The 16,854-nt window shown below is 42.4% G+C and carries 18 protein-coding genes; 3 read left to right on the forward strand and 15 right to left on the reverse strand.

Annotated elements, in window-relative coordinates; genetic code table 11:
- Positions 1-86: 86 nt before the first annotated feature.
- The 6 genes from ACTFWY_RS04430 to ACTFWY_RS04455 all read right to left on the reverse strand — a co-directional run bounded on the left by ACTFWY_RS04430 (position 87) and on the right by ACTFWY_RS04455 (position 5,586).
- Positions 87-467, reverse strand: a complete 381-nt coding sequence (locus ACTFWY_RS04430; protein WP_003126645.1) for a RidA family protein — start codon at positions 465-467, stop codon at positions 87-89.
- Positions 464-895: a Fur family transcriptional regulator gene (locus tag ACTFWY_RS04435; protein ID WP_060814318.1), complete on the reverse strand. Its 432-nt coding sequence runs from the start codon at positions 893-895 to the stop codon at positions 464-466. Before ACTFWY_RS04435 ends, ACTFWY_RS04430 begins: the two co-directional genes overlap by 4 nt.
- 170 nt (positions 896-1,065) lie before the next feature.
- The gene (cysK, locus tag ACTFWY_RS04440; RefSeq protein WP_003126647.1) at positions 1,066-1,995 is read right to left on the reverse strand and encodes a cysteine synthase A; all 930 of its coding nucleotides are present in this window, start codon (positions 1,993-1,995) and stop codon (positions 1,066-1,068) included.
- A 199-nt stretch (positions 1,996-2,194) separates the two neighbouring features.
- A complete protein-coding gene (locus tag ACTFWY_RS04445) occupies positions 2,195-3,058 on the reverse strand; it encodes a glucosaminidase domain-containing protein (RefSeq protein ID WP_060814319.1) in 864 nt (287 codons plus the stop codon).
- Positions 3,059-3,248: 190 nt separating this feature from the next.
- On the reverse strand, positions 3,249-5,246 hold the full coding sequence (gene tkt, locus ACTFWY_RS04450) for a transketolase (protein WP_003126650.1): 1,998 nt from the start codon (positions 5,244-5,246) through the stop codon (positions 3,249-3,251).
- A 100-nt stretch (positions 5,247-5,346) separates the two neighbouring features.
- Positions 5,347-5,586 (reverse strand): DUF896 family protein, encoded by a 240-nt coding sequence (locus ACTFWY_RS04455; protein ID WP_003126651.1) that lies wholly within the window; start codon positions 5,584-5,586, stop codon positions 5,347-5,349.
- 128 nt (positions 5,587-5,714) lie between these two features.
- Between ACTFWY_RS04455 and lexA the strand changes: the two genes are divergently transcribed.
- Together lexA and ACTFWY_RS04465 are read left to right on the forward strand one after the other, a co-directional pair.
- Complete coding sequence (lexA, locus tag ACTFWY_RS04460; RefSeq protein WP_086269194.1) at positions 5,715-6,344, forward strand: transcriptional repressor LexA; 630 nt, start codon at positions 5,715-5,717, stop codon at positions 6,342-6,344.
- Positions 6,345-6,464: 120 nt separating this feature from the next.
- Complete coding sequence (locus ACTFWY_RS04465; RefSeq protein ID WP_003126653.1) at positions 6,465-6,677, forward strand: hypothetical protein; 213 nt, start codon at positions 6,465-6,467, stop codon at positions 6,675-6,677.
- Positions 6,678-6,746: 69 nt separating this feature from the next.
- Here ACTFWY_RS04465 and ACTFWY_RS04470 read toward each other — a convergent pair whose 3' ends face one another.
- The 7 genes from ACTFWY_RS04470 to obgE all read right to left on the reverse strand — a co-directional run bounded on the left by ACTFWY_RS04470 (position 6,747) and on the right by obgE (position 14,171).
- A complete protein-coding gene (locus ACTFWY_RS04470) occupies positions 6,747-7,259 on the reverse strand; it encodes an adenine phosphoribosyltransferase (protein ID WP_003126654.1) in 513 nt (170 codons plus the stop codon).
- Between the two features lie 11 nt (positions 7,260-7,270).
- Positions 7,271-9,571, reverse strand: a complete 2,301-nt coding sequence (recJ, locus tag ACTFWY_RS04475) for a single-stranded-DNA-specific exonuclease RecJ (RefSeq protein WP_311811065.1) — start codon at positions 9,569-9,571, stop codon at positions 7,271-7,273.
- A 283-nt stretch (positions 9,572-9,854) separates the two neighbouring features.
- A complete protein-coding gene (locus ACTFWY_RS04480; RefSeq protein ID WP_311811064.1) occupies positions 9,855-10,280 on the reverse strand; it encodes a LapA family protein in 426 nt (141 codons plus the stop codon).
- 12 nt (positions 10,281-10,292) lie between these two features.
- Positions 10,293-11,081 (reverse strand): SDR family NAD(P)-dependent oxidoreductase, encoded by a 789-nt coding sequence (locus tag ACTFWY_RS04485; RefSeq protein WP_003126657.1) that lies wholly within the window; start codon positions 11,079-11,081, stop codon positions 10,293-10,295.
- Positions 11,065-12,021 (reverse strand): ribonuclease Z, encoded by a 957-nt coding sequence (rnz, locus tag ACTFWY_RS04490; protein ID WP_311811063.1) that lies wholly within the window; start codon positions 12,019-12,021, stop codon positions 11,065-11,067. Before rnz ends, ACTFWY_RS04485 begins: the two co-directional genes overlap by 17 nt.
- A 64-nt stretch (positions 12,022-12,085) precedes the next feature.
- Positions 12,086-12,655, reverse strand: a complete 570-nt coding sequence (locus tag ACTFWY_RS04495; protein ID WP_003126659.1) for a DUF456 domain-containing protein — start codon at positions 12,653-12,655, stop codon at positions 12,086-12,088.
- A 202-nt stretch (positions 12,656-12,857) separates the two neighbouring features.
- Positions 12,858-14,171 (reverse strand): GTPase ObgE, encoded by a 1,314-nt coding sequence (obgE, locus tag ACTFWY_RS04500; protein ID WP_003126661.1) that lies wholly within the window; start codon positions 14,169-14,171, stop codon positions 12,858-12,860.
- 252 nt (positions 14,172-14,423) lie between these two features.
- Here obgE and gap point away from each other — a divergent pair, with 252 nt between their 5' ends.
- Entirely contained in the window at positions 14,424-15,434 is a 1,011-nt protein-coding gene (gene gap / locus ACTFWY_RS04505) for a type I glyceraldehyde-3-phosphate dehydrogenase (protein WP_003126662.1), read from the forward strand.
- A 51-nt stretch (positions 15,435-15,485) separates the two neighbouring features.
- Here gap and ACTFWY_RS04510 read toward each other — a convergent pair whose 3' ends face one another.
- Positions 15,486-16,430 (reverse strand): alpha/beta hydrolase, encoded by a 945-nt coding sequence (locus ACTFWY_RS04510; protein ID WP_439926613.1) that lies wholly within the window; start codon positions 16,428-16,430, stop codon positions 15,486-15,488.
- Positions 16,431-16,477: 47 nt separating this feature from the next.
- Complete coding sequence (locus ACTFWY_RS04515) at positions 16,478-16,825, reverse strand: hypothetical protein (RefSeq protein ID WP_060814327.1); 348 nt, start codon at positions 16,823-16,825, stop codon at positions 16,478-16,480.
- Positions 16,826-16,854 lie beyond the last annotated feature (29 nt).

Below are 16,854 nucleotides of genomic sequence, written 5' to 3' on the forward strand. Positions count from 1 at the left end.
CAATTTTATTTTGGCATCATCAAGAATAAAATCCATTCTCAACAAAAATGGGACTGCGCATATATACGACCGTCCCATTGACTCCTTTATTGTGCCACCACAGCAATGATCTCTACTTCCACCAATACATCCTTTGGTAAACGGGCCACTTCAACTGCTGAACGTGCAGGCAAATGTTCATGAAAAAGTGTGCTGTATGTATTATTGAATGGAACAAAATCATCCATGTTTTTTAAGAAACATGTTGTTTTGACGATTTCATCTGGTGTAATACCGGCGGCAGTTAAAATTGCCTCGATATTTTTGAGAACTTGCTGCGTCTGAACTTCGATAGTTGCTCCCACAACTTCTCCTGTAACAGGATCTAACGGCACTTGTCCGGAAGCAAACAAGAAACCATTAGCAATCCTTGCTTGTACATAAGGACCAATTGCTTGCGGTGCTTTATCCGTTGAAATAATTTTCATTCCTCTTCTCCTTTACACTCTGGACACAATCCATATACTTCTAAGCGATGGCTTTGGATTTTATATCCGGTCAGTTGGGAAGCGGCCATTTCGACATCTTCCAATCCAGGATAGTAAAAATCAGAAATCTTGCCGCAACGTTGACAAATTGCATGATAATGCGGCTCTGTCGTAAAGTCAAAGCGACTGGATGCATCGCCGTAGTTCATTTCTTTCACAAAACCGATCTCCGTAAACAGTCGCAGATTATTGTAGACTGTCGCTACACTAATACCGGGAAAGTGGACTTCGATCGCTCGGTAAATTTCTTCTGCGGTAGGATGTGATGCGTGGCTAGCCAAAAACTCAAGTATCGCAACCCTTTGTGGAGTGATACGGATATTTTCTTGTTTTAATTGTTTGATTGCCTCATCATATATCGTGTTCACAGGAGTTCCTCCAATTCTCTTATCTGTAATATCATACTATGTAGATGGTAAAAATTCAAACAGCTTTCTCTAAAAATTCTTAATCAACCACAAAACAAACACGAAAAATTCCACAGTCCTTAAGAAAAGGGGAGAAAAAGCAGGCATTCTGCCAATGCCCGCTTTCCTTGTTATTCTTCCACTTGATATAAAGCAGTCGATAGATAGCGTTCTCCATTGTCCGGGACGATCGCTAAGACTTTTTTGCCTTTTCCCAGTTCTTTGGCAACTTTGAGTGCTGCATGGATCGCTGCTCCAGAAGAAATACCTACGAGCAAGCCCTCTTTACGGCCCACTTCTCTTGCTGTTGCCATCGCATCTTCACTTGATACGGCAATTGCTTGATCAAAGATCTCTGTATCAAGAACTTTAGGTACAAAGCCGGTTCCAATTCCTTGGATTTTGTGAGGACCAGGTTGTCCGCCTTCTAAGATAGCCGATTCTGCCGGTTCAACGCCATAGATTTTTAAGTCTGGATACACTCGTTTTAATTCTCGACCCGCACCAGTGATCGTGCCGCCTGTACCGATACCAGCGACAAAGGCATCTAATCCTTTTGATTCAAAGGCATTCTCTATTTCTTTCCCAGTTGTTTTCTCGTGAATCTCGGGATTTGCCGGATTTTCAAATTGCAGCGGCATAAAATAGCCCTCTTGTTCAGCCAATTCTTTGGCTTTATTGATTGAACCTGTGATTCCTTCTGAGCCTGGTGTCAAAATCAATTCAGCACCATAGGCTTGCATCAGCTTGCGCCGTTCGATACTCATGGTCTCAGGCATCACGATGACCACTCGGTACCCTTTCGCTGCACCGATCATCGCCAAGCCGATCCCAGTATTACCGGAAGTTGGTTCCACGATCGTATTGCCTGCTTTCAAAGAGCCGTCTTTTTCGGCTTTTTCGATCATGGCCAAAGCGATTCGGTCCTTCACGCTGCTCCCTGGATTATAAAACTCAAGTTTTACGTAGACATCAGCGGAATCCTCTCCCACCACCTTGTTTAATTTGACGATGGGCGTATGCCCAACTAGCTCGGTAACAGATTGATAAATCTTTGTCATTTGCAATCCCTCCAGTTCATATTCCTATTCTACCCAAAAAACGGCAGACTTGCGAACAAAAAGTTAGCGTTTTCCAAATATTTATGTTTTTTTCACAAAGAAAAAAACTTTTGCTTTGCTTCTTTTAGTTACTAAAAGAGAACAAAAACAAAAGTTTTTGTGAAATTTCATTTGGCGTTTAGCTAATAAATAGCGAAAATCAAACGATCAATTCCTGTCCTACGACGATCAAGTCACTGCTTAATCCATTGGCAGCCATGATTTGATCCACCGTTGTTCCAAAACGTGAAGCAATATCCCAAAGACTGTCGCCAGATGCTACGACATAACTTTGTCCCGTACTTTGTGTCGTTGTTGTCGTCGATGTGGATTGCGTTGTCGTTGTCGTTACAGAAGTCGTTGTGGCACCAGTACTTGGTGTATCAAAACGAGTTAGTTGATACGTTTCAATCAGCCAGTTTAATTTTTGTGCGTAACCTGGATCAGTGGCATAGCGTCCTGTCAGATAGCTGGTCGCATCGTAAAAAGAAGTCGTTTGACTTTTCCAGACCCCACTATAATGTGCTTTACCTGAAGTGAAGCTTGTACTTCTTAAAACGTTGGCGTGATCTTGAAAAGACTCCCAGTAGGAATTATATTGGCGGAATGGTTCATTCATTACGACCCATTGTCCATTGATATACTCATCTGTAGGCAAATAGACAGATTGCCCGTTATATGATCCTTTGACCCCAAAAAGATTGTAGTAAGGCGCATTGGATAATGTAGATGAGCCATAGCCACTTTCCAAAATGGCTTGCGCGATCATCACCGATGCATAAAGATCATTATTGGCCGCAACGTCTTGTGCTGACCAACCAATCTGTTCGATAAAACTAGCGATTCCTTGACTAGTGGCCTGATATTCACTTGCTTGGACCTGTTCCGGAAGTAGCGTGACCACCGCTGGTGACAATGCTAATCCAGCCCCAATAAAAGAAACCACTGCTCGTTTACTTGGTCGTGGCATCACTGCTTTTTGTTGGCGGATATGTCTTTCACTGCGGGTTTGATAATTTTTCATTCTTTTCCTCCATCGTCCCAATACTATTCAACAATATAGACATTATACGGAAAAAATTTTTTCTGTGCAACTTAAGCAACTCAATAGTTTTTTAAAAGTCTTTTCGCAAAAACATCTTGTTCTACCTAAAAACGAAAAGACTTTAAAAAAAACAAGCGAAATCAGCTGCGATTTCGCTTGTTTCTTACGCTTATTTGATCGATTGGAAAGTGGCAACCACATTTTCGACTGTAAAGCCGAACTCTTCCAATACTTTGTTTCCTGGAGCAGAAGCGCCAAAATGATCAATGGCGATGACTTTGCCTTTGCAGCCTAGGTAACGATCCCAACCAAATGGGGAAGCTGCTTCGATGGCAACCCGTTTTTTCACGGCTTTCGGCAAGACACTCTCCTTGTACTCTTCCGACTGTGCTTCAAACAAATCAAAGCTTGGCAGCGATACGACAGACACATCCACCCCAGCTTCTGCTAGTTTGGCTTGCGCTTCTACCGCTAGATTCACTTCTGAACCAGTAGCGATCAAGATGCCTTCTGGTGTCTCACCGGTTTGTTTTGAAAGAACATAGCCACCTTTAGCCACGTTTTCTTCGACACCACTTAGCGTCCCTGCTAACACTGGCAGGTTTTGACGGCTCAACACTAAGACCGTTGGTTTATTCGTCGTTTGCAAGGCGATCTTCCAAGCTGCCCGAGTTTCGTTACCATCTGCTGGTCGGATCACTTGCACGTTTGGCATGCAGCGTACACTCGCCAATTGTTCAATTGGTTCGTGGGTCGGTCCGTCTTCACCAACAGCCACAGAATCATGGGTCAGAACATAGATAACTGGCGCATGTTGGAGAGCCGACAAGCGAACTGCTGGACGCAAGTAATCCACAAAGACGAAGAATGTCCCGCCATACACGCGTGTACCGCCATGAAGTTGGATCCCGTTCATGGCTGCGGCCATCGCAAACTCCCGCACACCGAACCAAATGTTGCGGCCTTCATATTGACCAGGTTCAAAATCTTTTTCCGCTGCGACCATCGTATTATTGGATCCGGATAGATCGGCCGATCCTCCCCATAGGCTTGGGATAGCTTTTGAAAGGGCTTGGATCATTTCTTTACTGGAAACACGACTCGCTTGTGAGCTGCCTACTTCATAAGTTGGCAGTTCTGCATCCCAATCTGCTGGTAGTTCGCCAGCCACTGCTTGTTCGAACTGTGCAGCTAATTCTGGATAAGCCGCTTTGTAAGCAGCGAATTTCTCGTTCCACTCCGCTTCGGCTTTTTGGCCTTCATCGATCATCGTTTCTTTGAAACGAGCCGCTACTTCTTCTGGCACGGTGAATTCAGGATACTCCCAGCCATAGATTGCTTTAGCGGCTGAAATACCTTCCGCACCTAATGGAGCACCATGGACAGCAGAGGTTCCTTGATTTGGGGCACCGTAACCGATGACTGTTTTGATTTCGATCAATGTTGGTTTCTCTGTTTCAGCTTTAGCTGCTTCAATGGCTTGTGAGATTGCCTCTAAGTCATTGCCGTCTTTGACCAACAAATGTTGCCAACCGTAAGCTTCAAAACGGGCACCAACATTTTCTGTGAATGCTTTTGAAGTAGGGCCATCTAATGAGATATCATTGGAATCATATAAAACGATCAATTTGTCCAGCTTCATATGACCAGCCATTGAAGCTGCCTCTTGAGACACACCTTCCATCAAGTCGCCGTCGCCACATAATGCATACGTATAGTGGTCGATCACATTGTATTCATCCCTGTTGTATGTCGCCGCTAGATGTTTTTCCGCCATCGCCATCCCGACGGCCATTGCGATTCCTTGTCCTAATGGACCAGTCGTTGCTTCCACACCATCCGTATGCCCAACTTCTGGGTGTCCTGGTGTGCGGCTGCCCCACTGACGGAAATTTTTCAAGTCTTCCGTGGTTACTTGATACCCTGAAACATGCAGTAAGCTGTAAAGCAAAGCAGAACCATGTCCAGCAGACAAGACGAACCGGTCGCGGTCGATCCAGTTTCTAGAAGTGGTCGGATTAACTTTCAAATGCTTGGTCCACAAGGCATACGCCATTGGCGCTGCCCCCATTGGCAGACCGGGATGACCTGAATTTGCTTTTTGTACGGCTTCGATACTCAATGTACGAAGGGTGTTGACACCTAATTGATCGATTTTATCAAACAATGGTAATTCCTCCTAATTTAGGTTTTTTTTACCTTTATTACATCTCATATTATACGGGATTTCTTTCAGGATTTCAATAGGAATGAAAAGGAATTCATCTTTATCTGCCATGCAATCCTTTTTTCTTTTGAATTTCTTTTAATTTGTCTGGAGTGACATCTTGTCCTTCAGGATCGACGATTTTCATTCCTTCAATGTGGTGTCGCATTCCTCCACGAAAAGCTTGTAAATATTCTTCGCGAAGCTTTTGCTGTTCGATCGTTTCATCAGCAGATAGACCTTGCACTTTTTTCTTTTTGGCTAGCTCATTAATGCGGGCTAATTTTTCTTTGGATAACATTTCGACACCTCCTTTTCACTACTTTATCTTATACAAAACCTGACAAAAAAACAATAGTAACAAAAAGCGAACATTTGTTTGAATTGTCGTTTCTCCTATGGTACACTAAGACTATCAAATGAAAGAAGGTGTCAGTTTTGGCAAAACGAACAGAAAATCGACAAATCGAGATTCTTAAGTTTATTCATACACGAGTCACTGAAAAAGGCTATCCGCCGACTGTTCGCGAAATTGGCGAAGCCGTTCAGCTATCCTCTACTTCTACCGTCCACGGACATTTATCCAGGCTTGAAAAAAAAGGCTTGATTTTACGCGACCCAACAAAACCAAGAGCGATTGAATTGACTTCCTCCGGATTAGAAAAAATCGATGTGCAGCCAAACTCGATCCCAATGCTAGGAGTCGTTACGGCTGGTGAACCGATCTTAGCTGTAGAAGACGCCTCCGATTTTTTCCCGATACCGCCTGATTTAGCAAATAGCACCGGCAGTTTGTTCATGTTGACGATTCGCGGTGAAAGTATGATCAACGCTGGAATCTTAGACGGTGATCAAGTCATCGTTCGCAAACAGCAAAGTGCTCAAAACGGGGACATTGTCATTGCAATGACGGATGAAGATGAAGCCACCTGTAAGAGATTTTTCAAAGAACAGGATCACATCCGTTTGCAACCGGAAAATGATTACCTAGAACCTATCATCTTGCCAGATGTAACGATTTTAGGCTTAGTCGTTGGTCTCTACCGTCACTTACTTTAATCGATTCCTTAAATCTTCGAACCTTCGAAGATTTTTTTTATTTCCTCTTTACAAACCGAACAAACATTCGTATAATAGTTTTACAAACATAAGTTCGCATTTTTATAAGGAGTGAAAATAATGAAAGCAGTTCGTCGATTTGGTTTTATTTTGTGGGTGTTGTTAACAGGGATCATTATTGGTTATTTTGGCGTACTCAGTGCAGTTCTGATTTTTTGCCCTTTGATGATGCTGTGGTTCATGCTATGGGATGAAAAGAAATTCCGCCAAGCAGAACGAAAGAGAAACCAAACTTATTACCACGACCATGATTTTTATCATTACGAACAGTAGGTCGATTATTTCGGTGTTGCTGCCAAACAAACAAAAAAGCCAGATCACTTTTGATCTGGCTTTTTTCGATTAATATTCCATCAATGTTTTAATTTCGTATCCAGTGATTTTGTCTCTGCCTTGCAAGTCCATCAACTCGATCAGAAAAGCACAGCCAACTACGATGCCGCCTAATTTTTCCACAAGTTCGATCGTTGCTTTAATCGTGCCGCCGGTTGCAAGTAAATCATCACAAATCAATACCCGTTGGCCAGGTTTAATCGCATCTTCGTGTAACGTCAAAATATCCACGCCATATTCTTTCTGGTATGTTGCTTCAATCGTTTTTCGAGGTAGCTTGCCTTTTTTACGTACTGGCGCAAAACCAACACCCAGTTGATACGCCACGGGACAACCAACAATAAACCCACGAGCTTCAGGTCCAACCACCATGTCGATCCCTTTTTCCTGAGCGTACTCGACGATTTGCTGTGTTGCATAACGATAAGCTTCTCCATCAGCCATCAATGGAGAGATGTCGCGAAAGACAATTCCTTCTTGCGGATAATCCGGAATGCTGGCAATATAGTCTTTTAAATTCATGTTTTTTCCTCCTAAGATATCAACCATTTGCGAATCGTTGATAAATCACTCATTAGTAAGTCTTCTTCTGTTTTGATTTTTGCAAGTCGCTGTTGATACAACACACTCTCAGTAAGCGGCTTATTCTCTGGATCAGGGACTTTTTTCAAAACGCCATCTTTTATTGTAACAAATTTCAAATCAAAAAACACTTGAATCATAAAAATTAATAATTTTTCTGGAATCTGCAAGTAGTTAGCTACCATTGGCAGTTTATAGCGAATATCAATCCCATTCTGCTGATTGATCAGTTGAAACAAACGGCCGTATTGTTCCCTAGTCCCGACACCATCCAGATAAGCATCCTCTGTAGATACTAAAATCAAATAGATACGATTGACAGGTATTTCTTGAATGATTTTTCTCAAAAGCTCTTTCTCGCTAGGACAGTCTAGAAAAGCGAGTTGCGTATAATTTCCTGAACCAAAAAAAGCTGTCAAATCGTCTAACGTTTGATAAACATGAACGTTCGGACAAAATCGTTCTATCTCTGAAGGCAATTTATCCGAAAAAGCAATCCCTAATGTTTGGGCATCAAGGATCAACCCTTGCCGATTTTTCTTTGAACGCAAGTCGAACAGCTGTATGCCGTTGACTTCAAAATCTTCCAACATCAGCTGTGGTTTCTTCTTGCCGTTCCATTCATTGACAGATAATTGCCCCACAACGGCCAATCCTTCACTCTCAAATTCTACTAGCTGTGATCCAAAACCAAAACCGATCACATCTAATTGACCATTTTCTCCATCTGTAAGACTGACTTTTAAATGCTGATTCTCTGTACCAATTTGTCGGCCATTATCAGCAGAAATATTCGTAATCAAAAACTTTGGGATTGGGTTGTCTGTACCAAAGGGAGCTAAAATTTTCAGCGACTCGATAAAATTTGTCGTAATTTCTGCTAAAGACAATTCTTCATCAATCGGTAACGGAATCCCGCTAGAAAGGTCGATCCGATTATCGACCACGTATTGATTCATACGTTCTTGGAGCATCGAAAGGTGATCAATGGGCACACTGAGCCCTACTGCCGCATGGTGTCCACCAAAGCTGGTAAACATTTCACGCATTCTAGAGAGCATGTCAAATAGATTTAATGCTGCAACACTGCGCCCAGAACCTTTAGCAATACCGTTGCTTTTTTTGGTTAAAACAAGGACCGGTCTGCCAGTCTGTTGCATCAATCGTCCAGCAACGATCCCTAAGACACCTTCATGCCAATCATCTCCCACAATTAAATGGACTTGATTTGAATCGGAGAGCATATTCTGAGCTTCTTTCAAAATCGTTTCCACATATTGCTTTCTTTGAAGATTGATCGTATCTAATTGATTGGCTAACGATTGGGCTTCTTCTGGATCAAATGTCGACATAAGTGTTACCGCAGGATTGGCATCTTCCAAGCGTCCAATCGCATTCAAACGAGGTCCGATGGCAAAACCAATATCCGTTTCATTGATTGCCCGTTTCTTCAGACCACTCACTTCGATCAGTGCCGAGAGCCCCGCACGTTCGGTTTGCTGGATCATTTTTAATCCGTTAGTGACCAGAATGCGATTCTCACCAGTGAGCGACACCATGTCGGCGATCGTACCAATTGCCACGAGATCTAATAATTCGACTGGCACTTCTTCTAATAACGCAGTAGCGACTTTGAATGCGACTCCGACCCCCGCCAAATCTGGAAAAGGATAATTTCCTAATGGATGGCGAGGATGAATGATGGCATACGCATCGGGTAATTCTGGTGGCAACTCATGGTGATCTGTAACGATAACATCTACCTGTGCTTCTTTGGCATAAGCCAATGCCTCATGACCAGATACACCATTATCAACAGTTATAATCAATTGCACACCAGCTGCGATTTTATCTTGATAAACGGAAAGATTGGGCCCGTAGCCATCGGTAAAGCGATTGGGCAGATAAAATTCAACATCCGCACCCAATAATTCCAGCGCTTCTTTTAAGACAGTCGTGCTCGTAATACCATCAGCATCGTAGTCTCCATAAATCAGAATACGCTCTTCATTCATGATCGCTGTCTGAATTCTATCGACGGCTTTTTCCATATCATAAAACAAAAATGGATCATGAAGTCCCTGCAAATCCGGTTCTAAAAAACTTTGCAAGTCTGCTGCTGTTCGAATATTCCGCTGCCATAATAATTGACCTATTAATGGTGACAAACCTCTTGCTTGAATCATTTCCTCGAAATCAGCTGATAATTCACTTTTTTGTGGTCTCAGCCAATGAAAGTTCGCGCGTTTCACACAATCACTCCTAACTTGGTAATTATAGCAAATATTTTGGAGAAAAGAAAAGCGTTGACCAAAAAAGCACTACCAGCTTCTCTCCTTTTTCTGTCCTATTTCTAGTACAATAAAAACGACATCCTTCGGTCGTTTATCGAAAGACCATCGAAGGATGTCGTTATTATTTCGCTCATTTGTTGCAAAAGAGTGGTGAGCCAATCTTGCGCCTCACTTCAGAGATTTACCGTTCTGGTTGGAGTCCCAAAACCCTCTTTTGAAGAACAAGAGTGCAAGCTTACCATTACTCTGGAAACGTATCTTGACGATTTTCTATAATTGGTGATTCACCAGGCACAACTGACGCAGTTTTTGCTTCTGCTTCAGCAATTTGTTGTTCCCTCAAGGCGAGGTCTGCTTGCTTGTTTGCATATTCCCGTTCTAATACCTCACGCTGTTCTTGTAATTTTTCTTCATTATTTTGTTGAAAGTCAGCCAATTCTTTCCGTAATCTTTTTAATTCTTTCTTTTGTTGGAACATCGTACTAGTTGACACTAGTAAGATAATCAGTGCCCCCAACAAAGCCGCCCCAATGATAATCAAGATCAGAGGCGCTTTGATGCTAGTAAAGCCAAAATTGATTGGAACAGTCATATTATTGGCGACCGCAAAAAGGACGATCACTAAAACCAACAAAATACCTACGATTACTCGCCATTGATTTTTCATCAAAAACAACTCCTATTTTTTATTGAATAGACTTCCAGCCAAGTAGTCCCCAATAGCTGGGAATAGTGTGTAGAATTTTGCAGCTACTCCCATCACTTGTGGGCGGTTGATCTCTCGTTTTGGATGAATCATCGCTTTAACGATGGTCTTTGCCAGTTTTGTTGGTTCAAGAACAAATGTCCCTAAAGAAGCTAAATAATTGCCACTAGGGTCTGCTTGGTCAAAGAAGGCTGTTTCGATAGGACCCGGATTGACAGTTGTCACATGAATGCCGAAAGGTTTCAACTCCAAACGCAACGCATTTGAAAAACCTAATACAGCAAATTTGGTTGCCGAATACACTGCAGTTTTTGGTGTAGCAATTTTCCCAGCCATCGATGCCACATTGATGATATGACCAGAGCGCTGATCGACCATTTCTAAAGCAATTTGCTGTGTTAAGACCATCATCCCTAATACGTTCACTTCAAACATATTGCGGATCGTTTCTGGTTTCATTTCTGTAAATTCTTGAAAAATACCAAAACCAGCATTGTTGACAAGAATGTCTACTTTTCCGACCTTTTCACGAATCGAAGCAATGACATTTTCGACACTTTCAGGGTCTGCAATATCCAATTGAAAGGCATAAGCTGGTTTGCCACTTAATGTCATACAATGTTCTTTGACTTTGTTGATCAACTGACTCCTACGGGCACAAATCACCACGATCGCGCCGCGACGCGCTGCCTCATAACAGATTTGTTCCCCTAAGCCAGCAGATCCGCCAGTTACGACAATTACTTTATTTTCTAACAACATCTTGATCTCCTTTTTCTGCAAATGGGACATCGATGATATCGAAGTCTTTCACGATCACCGTATTAGGAAATACAGCTTTTGCTTCATTTGCCAGATTTGTAATATCTTTCCCAACATAGCGTGCACTAATGTGCGTCAAAAGCAATCGTTTTACCTGTGCTTGTTTGGCTACTTCAGCCGCCTGCACCGTTGTAGAATGAAAATAGGCGCGAGCCATTTTAGCTTCATCTTTATTGAAGGTACTTTCGTGAACCAGTACATCTGCATTTTCAGCCAATAAGATCGAATTGGCACAAAGGCGAGTATCTCCTAAAATCGTGACGATACGTCCCTTTTTCGCTTCACCTACATAGTCGCCTCCGTTGATTTGTCGTCCATCTTCCAACGTGACAATTTCGCCTTTTTTCAGTCGACCAAAAACTGGACCCGGTTTGATTCCTAAGGCAGTCAAAGCTTCTACCTGAAGCTCTCCTTGGTGACTCGCTTCTTCGACTCGATACCCAAAGCTTTCAATTCCGTGATCCAACCGACGGCAAGAAACGGTAAACTGTTTGTCCTTGAAGAGAATGCCTTCTTTTGTGATCTCATGAAAAACTAACGGGTAGCTCAATTTTGTTTGAGAAATTCTTAACACGGTCCGCACAAATTCTTCAATACCTATGGGCCCATAAATCTCTAACGGTGAAGCGCCCCCTTGAAAGGAGCGACTGCTGATCAATCCAGGCAATCCATAAATATGATCTCCATGTAAGTGAGTAATGAATATCTTTTCGATTTTCCGTGGGCGAATCGTAGAATGCAAAATCTGCATTTGTGTGCCTTCACCACAGTCAAACAACCAAACAGCATTGCGTTCATCAAGTAACCGCAGTGCTGTGCTTGTTACATTCCGATGTTTCGCTGGTACGCCTGCACCGGTACCTAAAAATTCTAATTCCATATACTTCTTTCCTTTCATCTTCCCCCAATTTTAGCGGAAACGAAGGTCAGATGCAATTTATAGTTTATTCCTGTTCTTCTTCAGATTGGGAATGAGACTTTTTCCAATCTTCTTGCGCTTGTGCTTTCGTTTTTTCTTCGACTTTTTTAGCCGTTTCAATTTCTGCTTCTACTTCATCATAGTCAAAGCGAGTAATTTCCCCACCTAATTGATTCATGATCAACTGATTTAGTGGACGATTGTCTTCCTCATCTGCAATCAACAATAAGCCAGTGTCGCCTACCCCAATTTGGGTGCTGACATGTTCAAACAGCAATTGTGCATTTTGGATCTCTTTGGCGTCTCGTGTCGCGCCAATCATACTACCACCGAACCAGCCTAACATGATTCCTAATGGTCCTCCCAGAATTCCTACTAGCATCCCAATCATTCCACCAGTCGATGCTTTGTTATTACCGGTAAAGTCTAGAAAATCTTCGATCTTGAACTGGTGCGCACCGGATTCTGTATGAGTGATCACAGCCATTTGTTCTCCTTTGATTTTTCGTTCCATATGCATGCGTTTTACTTCAGAAAATGCTTGGAATGCTTCCGAGTTTGCGTTGAAATTCATTACAATCACACGTTTTGCCATAATTTTCGCTCCCTTTCTTTTCTTTATTTTACCAGTATCTTGTCTATTTGAAAAAGAAAACAAATAAAAAAACGAAGTCATCTCATAACTCCGCTTTTTTATAAAGATTCCCTAGTTGTATCAAGAGTTGTTCCTATTGATAGGATTAGGCGCTAACGCTTTAACTGTATCTAAAGCAGCAACTAAGCTTACTCAACTAATCTTATTCAACAAATTCAAACTCAAAATTACCGATGCGCACGATATCGCCATCTTTGGCTCCTCGCGCACGTAACGCTTCGTCTACTCCTAACCCGCGTAATTGACGGGCAAAACGCATGACTGTTTCATCATGATCAAAGTTAGTCATTTGGAAGAGTTTCTCAATCTTTTCACCACTCAAGATCCAAGTAGCATCTGGATCACGATCAATGGTAAATTCTGGTTCATCCGAATGGAACCCATATTGAACAACTTCTTCTTCGATTTCCTCATCATACAATAAGAATTCTGGTGTGACTTCTAATAAGTCTGCAGTTGCACTCAGTAAAGCATCAATTCCCTTACGAGTGACACCTGAAATTGGGAAAATCGGCAAAGGATCTGCGAATTCATCGGTTTGTTCTTTTGCTAATTGCTCTTTGAATTTCACCAGATTTTCTTCTGATTCTGGCATATCCATTTTATTCGCTACGATAATTTGCGGACGTTCAAGCAAGCGTAAGTTATGGGTTGCTAATTCTTGATTGATTGCTTGATAGTCTTCATACGGATCGCGCCCTTCCATCCCACTCATATCGATCACGTGCAAAATCACTCGTGTCCGTTCAATGTGTCGTAAAAACTGTGTACCTAATCCAACACCTTGCGATGCCCCTTCAATCAATCCAGGAAGATCGGCCACGGCAAAACTACGACCATCTGAAGTCGTTACCATCCCTAGATTAGGGACTAGCGTTGTAAAGTGATAGGCACCAATCTTCGGTCTTGCAGAAGAAATGACAGAAAGTAATGTAGATTTTCCTACGGATGGGAAACCAACCAAGCCGACATCAGCTAGTACTTTCAATTCCAATTCAATTTTTCTTTCTTGGCCAGGTTCGCCATTTTCAGCTAGTTCTGGCGCCGGATTCTTTGGAGAAGCAAAACGGATATTGCCACGACCGCCACGGCCGCCTTTGGCAATCGTCAACGTCTGTCCTTGCTCCAACAGATCTCCTAGCAAAGCACCTGTGTCTGCATCGCGGACAGTGGTTCCTTGGGGAACTTTGATATACGTATCTTCTGCTCCGCGGCCATGCATCCCTTTACTCATTCCGTTTTCACCTGGTTGTGCTTTAAAATGACGATTGAAACGGAAATCCATTAACGTACGCAAGCCTTCGTCGACAACTAAAATCACATCACCGCCGCGGCCACCATCCCCACCGGCTGGTCCGCCATCGGGAACGTATTTTTCTCTTCTAAATGCAACCATCCCGTCTCCGCCTTTACCAGCTTTGACATCGATTGTTACCTGATCTAAAAACATGGACATGTTATGTGCCCTCCATTCTCTCTTCTTACCTTCTAATAAACCAATTTGAATACAATTCATGCCATTTGCAGGCCAAAGTTCACCTTTAAGAAAGTCTATTTAATTGTAACGACCGCAAGGCCATTTGTCTATCTTTTCTGCCTCTTTTCCCAAAGAACTAGATAAAAAATTAAGGGTTTTTCTTTGACAGAATCTTGGTTTCGTAGCAGAATTTTAATTGTAAGATCAAAAAAAGAGGAGGAACAATAGATTATGACAGTAAAAGTGGGAATAAATGGATTCGGACGTATCGGTCGCTTGGCCTTCCGTCGAATCAAAGAAGTATCAGATGATATCGAAGTCGTGGCGATCAATGATTTGACGAGCCCAGTCATGCTAGCCCAGTTACTCCAGTTTGATTCAACTCATGGTACCTATCCAGGCACAGTCACTGCCACAGATGATGCGATCGTCGTTGATGGAGAAGAAACAAAAGTCTACGCAGAACCTGATGCCAGCAAAATTCCTTGGGTGAAAGAAAATGGCGTGGATATCGTTTTAGAATGTACAGGCTTTTATACATCTGAAGAAAAAGCACAAGCACACTTAGATGCCGGTGTAAAACGTGTCGTTATCTCTGCACCAGCAGGAAAAATGAAAACGATCGTTTACAATGTCAATAGTGATACACTTACTGCAGAGGACAAAATCATTTCAGCTGGTTCTTGTACAACCAATTGTTTAGCTCCAATGGCTTATTTCCTAAATGAAGAATTTGGGATCGAAGTAGGAACTATGACGACTGTCCATGCCTACACTTCTACTCAAATGCTTTTGGATGGCCCGGTACGGGGAGGCAACCTGCGAGCTGCGCGTTCAGCCGCTGATAATACGATCCCTCATTCAACAGGAGCAGCGAAAGCGATTGGTTTGGTCATTCCAGAACTAAATGGCAAACTTCAAGGACACGCACAACGGGTACCTGTTGTCGATGGATCTTTAACAGAATTGGTATCGATTCTGAAACAAAAAGTAACCGCAGAAGAAGTCAATGAAGCCATCAAGAAACACACGATCGACAATCCTTCTTTTGGCTACGATGACCGTGAAATCGTCTCTGGCGATGTTATCGGTACGACGCAAGGATCAATCTTTGACCCGACACAAACAGAAGTAACTACTGCAGGAGACTTCCAATTGGTCAAAACTGTTGCATGGTATGACAATGAATATGGTTTTACTTGCCAAATGATTCGTTTGTTAGAAAAATTTGCTAATTTATAAGCTACTCATTACAAAAAGAGCGAAGATCCGTAGATCTTCGCTCTTTTTTTGCTATTCTGGCAAGTGATCATACTTTTCAAGGAATGCCGCAATTTTTTCCTGGTAACGTTTTGGATCTTTCGTGTAGCTTTGGGCATGTTCCGCCCCTTTGACTACCCATTTTTCTTTTGGCGCATCTGTAGCAGCATAAACTTCTGCCAACATTGAATAAGGAACGAAAGTATCCGAATCACCATGGATGAAGAGCATTGGACGAGTGTTCTTGTGCAACTGTTTCACGGCATCTGCTTCGCCAAAGAAGTAACCAGCTCTTAGCTTGGTAACCAGACTAGTGACATTGATCAAAGGAAATGCTGGCAAACCAAATAATTGATCCAATTGATAGCTCAATTCCTCATTTACAGAAGCATAACCGCAGTCCTCAATGATCGCTGTTACGTTGGCAGGCAACTTTTCGCCACTGGTCATCATCACGGTAGCAGCTCCCATACTTACACCGTATAAAACAATGGATTCTTCCTTGCCGCTTTCTTTTAAGATTTGATCGATCCATTGGACATAATCTTTCCGTTCTGGCCATCCAAATCCTATATAATCGCCTTGGCTTTCTCCATGACCGCGGGCATCAGGAACCAATACGTTATATCCTAGATCATGGAACATCTTCGCATAAACTCCCATCGTCTCTGCGTTTCCCATATAACCATGGGCGACAATCACTGTTTTGTGCTGTGATTTTTGGGCAGGCAAGTAAATTCCGGACAACATCAATCCATCTGAGGATTCAAGTTGCCACATTTGACGATTTTCCGGAGCGGTAAACCACTCCTCCGCTTCAGGATTCGCATTGCTTTTGTCCGTTCCAGAGGTATCACCTTTTAAAAAATCTTTTTCTGATGGGACAACTGCGTAATTATAAAAATAATTTCCGGCATAGCCCAAGCCTACTATCAAAAACACCCCTACTAAGATGGCGATCTTCCAGCGTAGTTTCATTTTGTTCCTCCTCGACAACAAGTTTACATAATATAATTATTGGTTGATTATTTCAAGAAGCGCGCTTGAATCTGCTCCTTATTCAGGCGATATTTGAAATAAAGATGAAATCCGCCCGCCAACATCAACGTGATCCCATACACCCACATCTGATGCCAAAAATAAAATGTATTGATGACCGCAAAGACCCCTAAAACGGCAAAAAAACAGCCATATAAGCGCCAAAGAAAGCCATCAGTCCCTAATTTGGTAAAATATGTCTCCCATTCTTCACTGGTCATGTGTTGTCGTTTCCGCTTTTGCTGGAAAATAGCAATCAGTAAGAAAATCGACAAAAAACCAGCCAGACGAATGGTAACGATAAATAACAATAACGTTTCAATAATAAAAAACACCGTTCTGGTTGCTCCCTCCTAAAAAACAT

It is taken from the genome of Enterococcus sp. 125944 (assembly GCF_051909435.1).
In the GTDB taxonomy this organism is placed as follows: domain Bacteria; phylum Bacillota; class Bacilli; order Lactobacillales; family Enterococcaceae; genus Enterococcus_D; species Enterococcus_D gallinarum.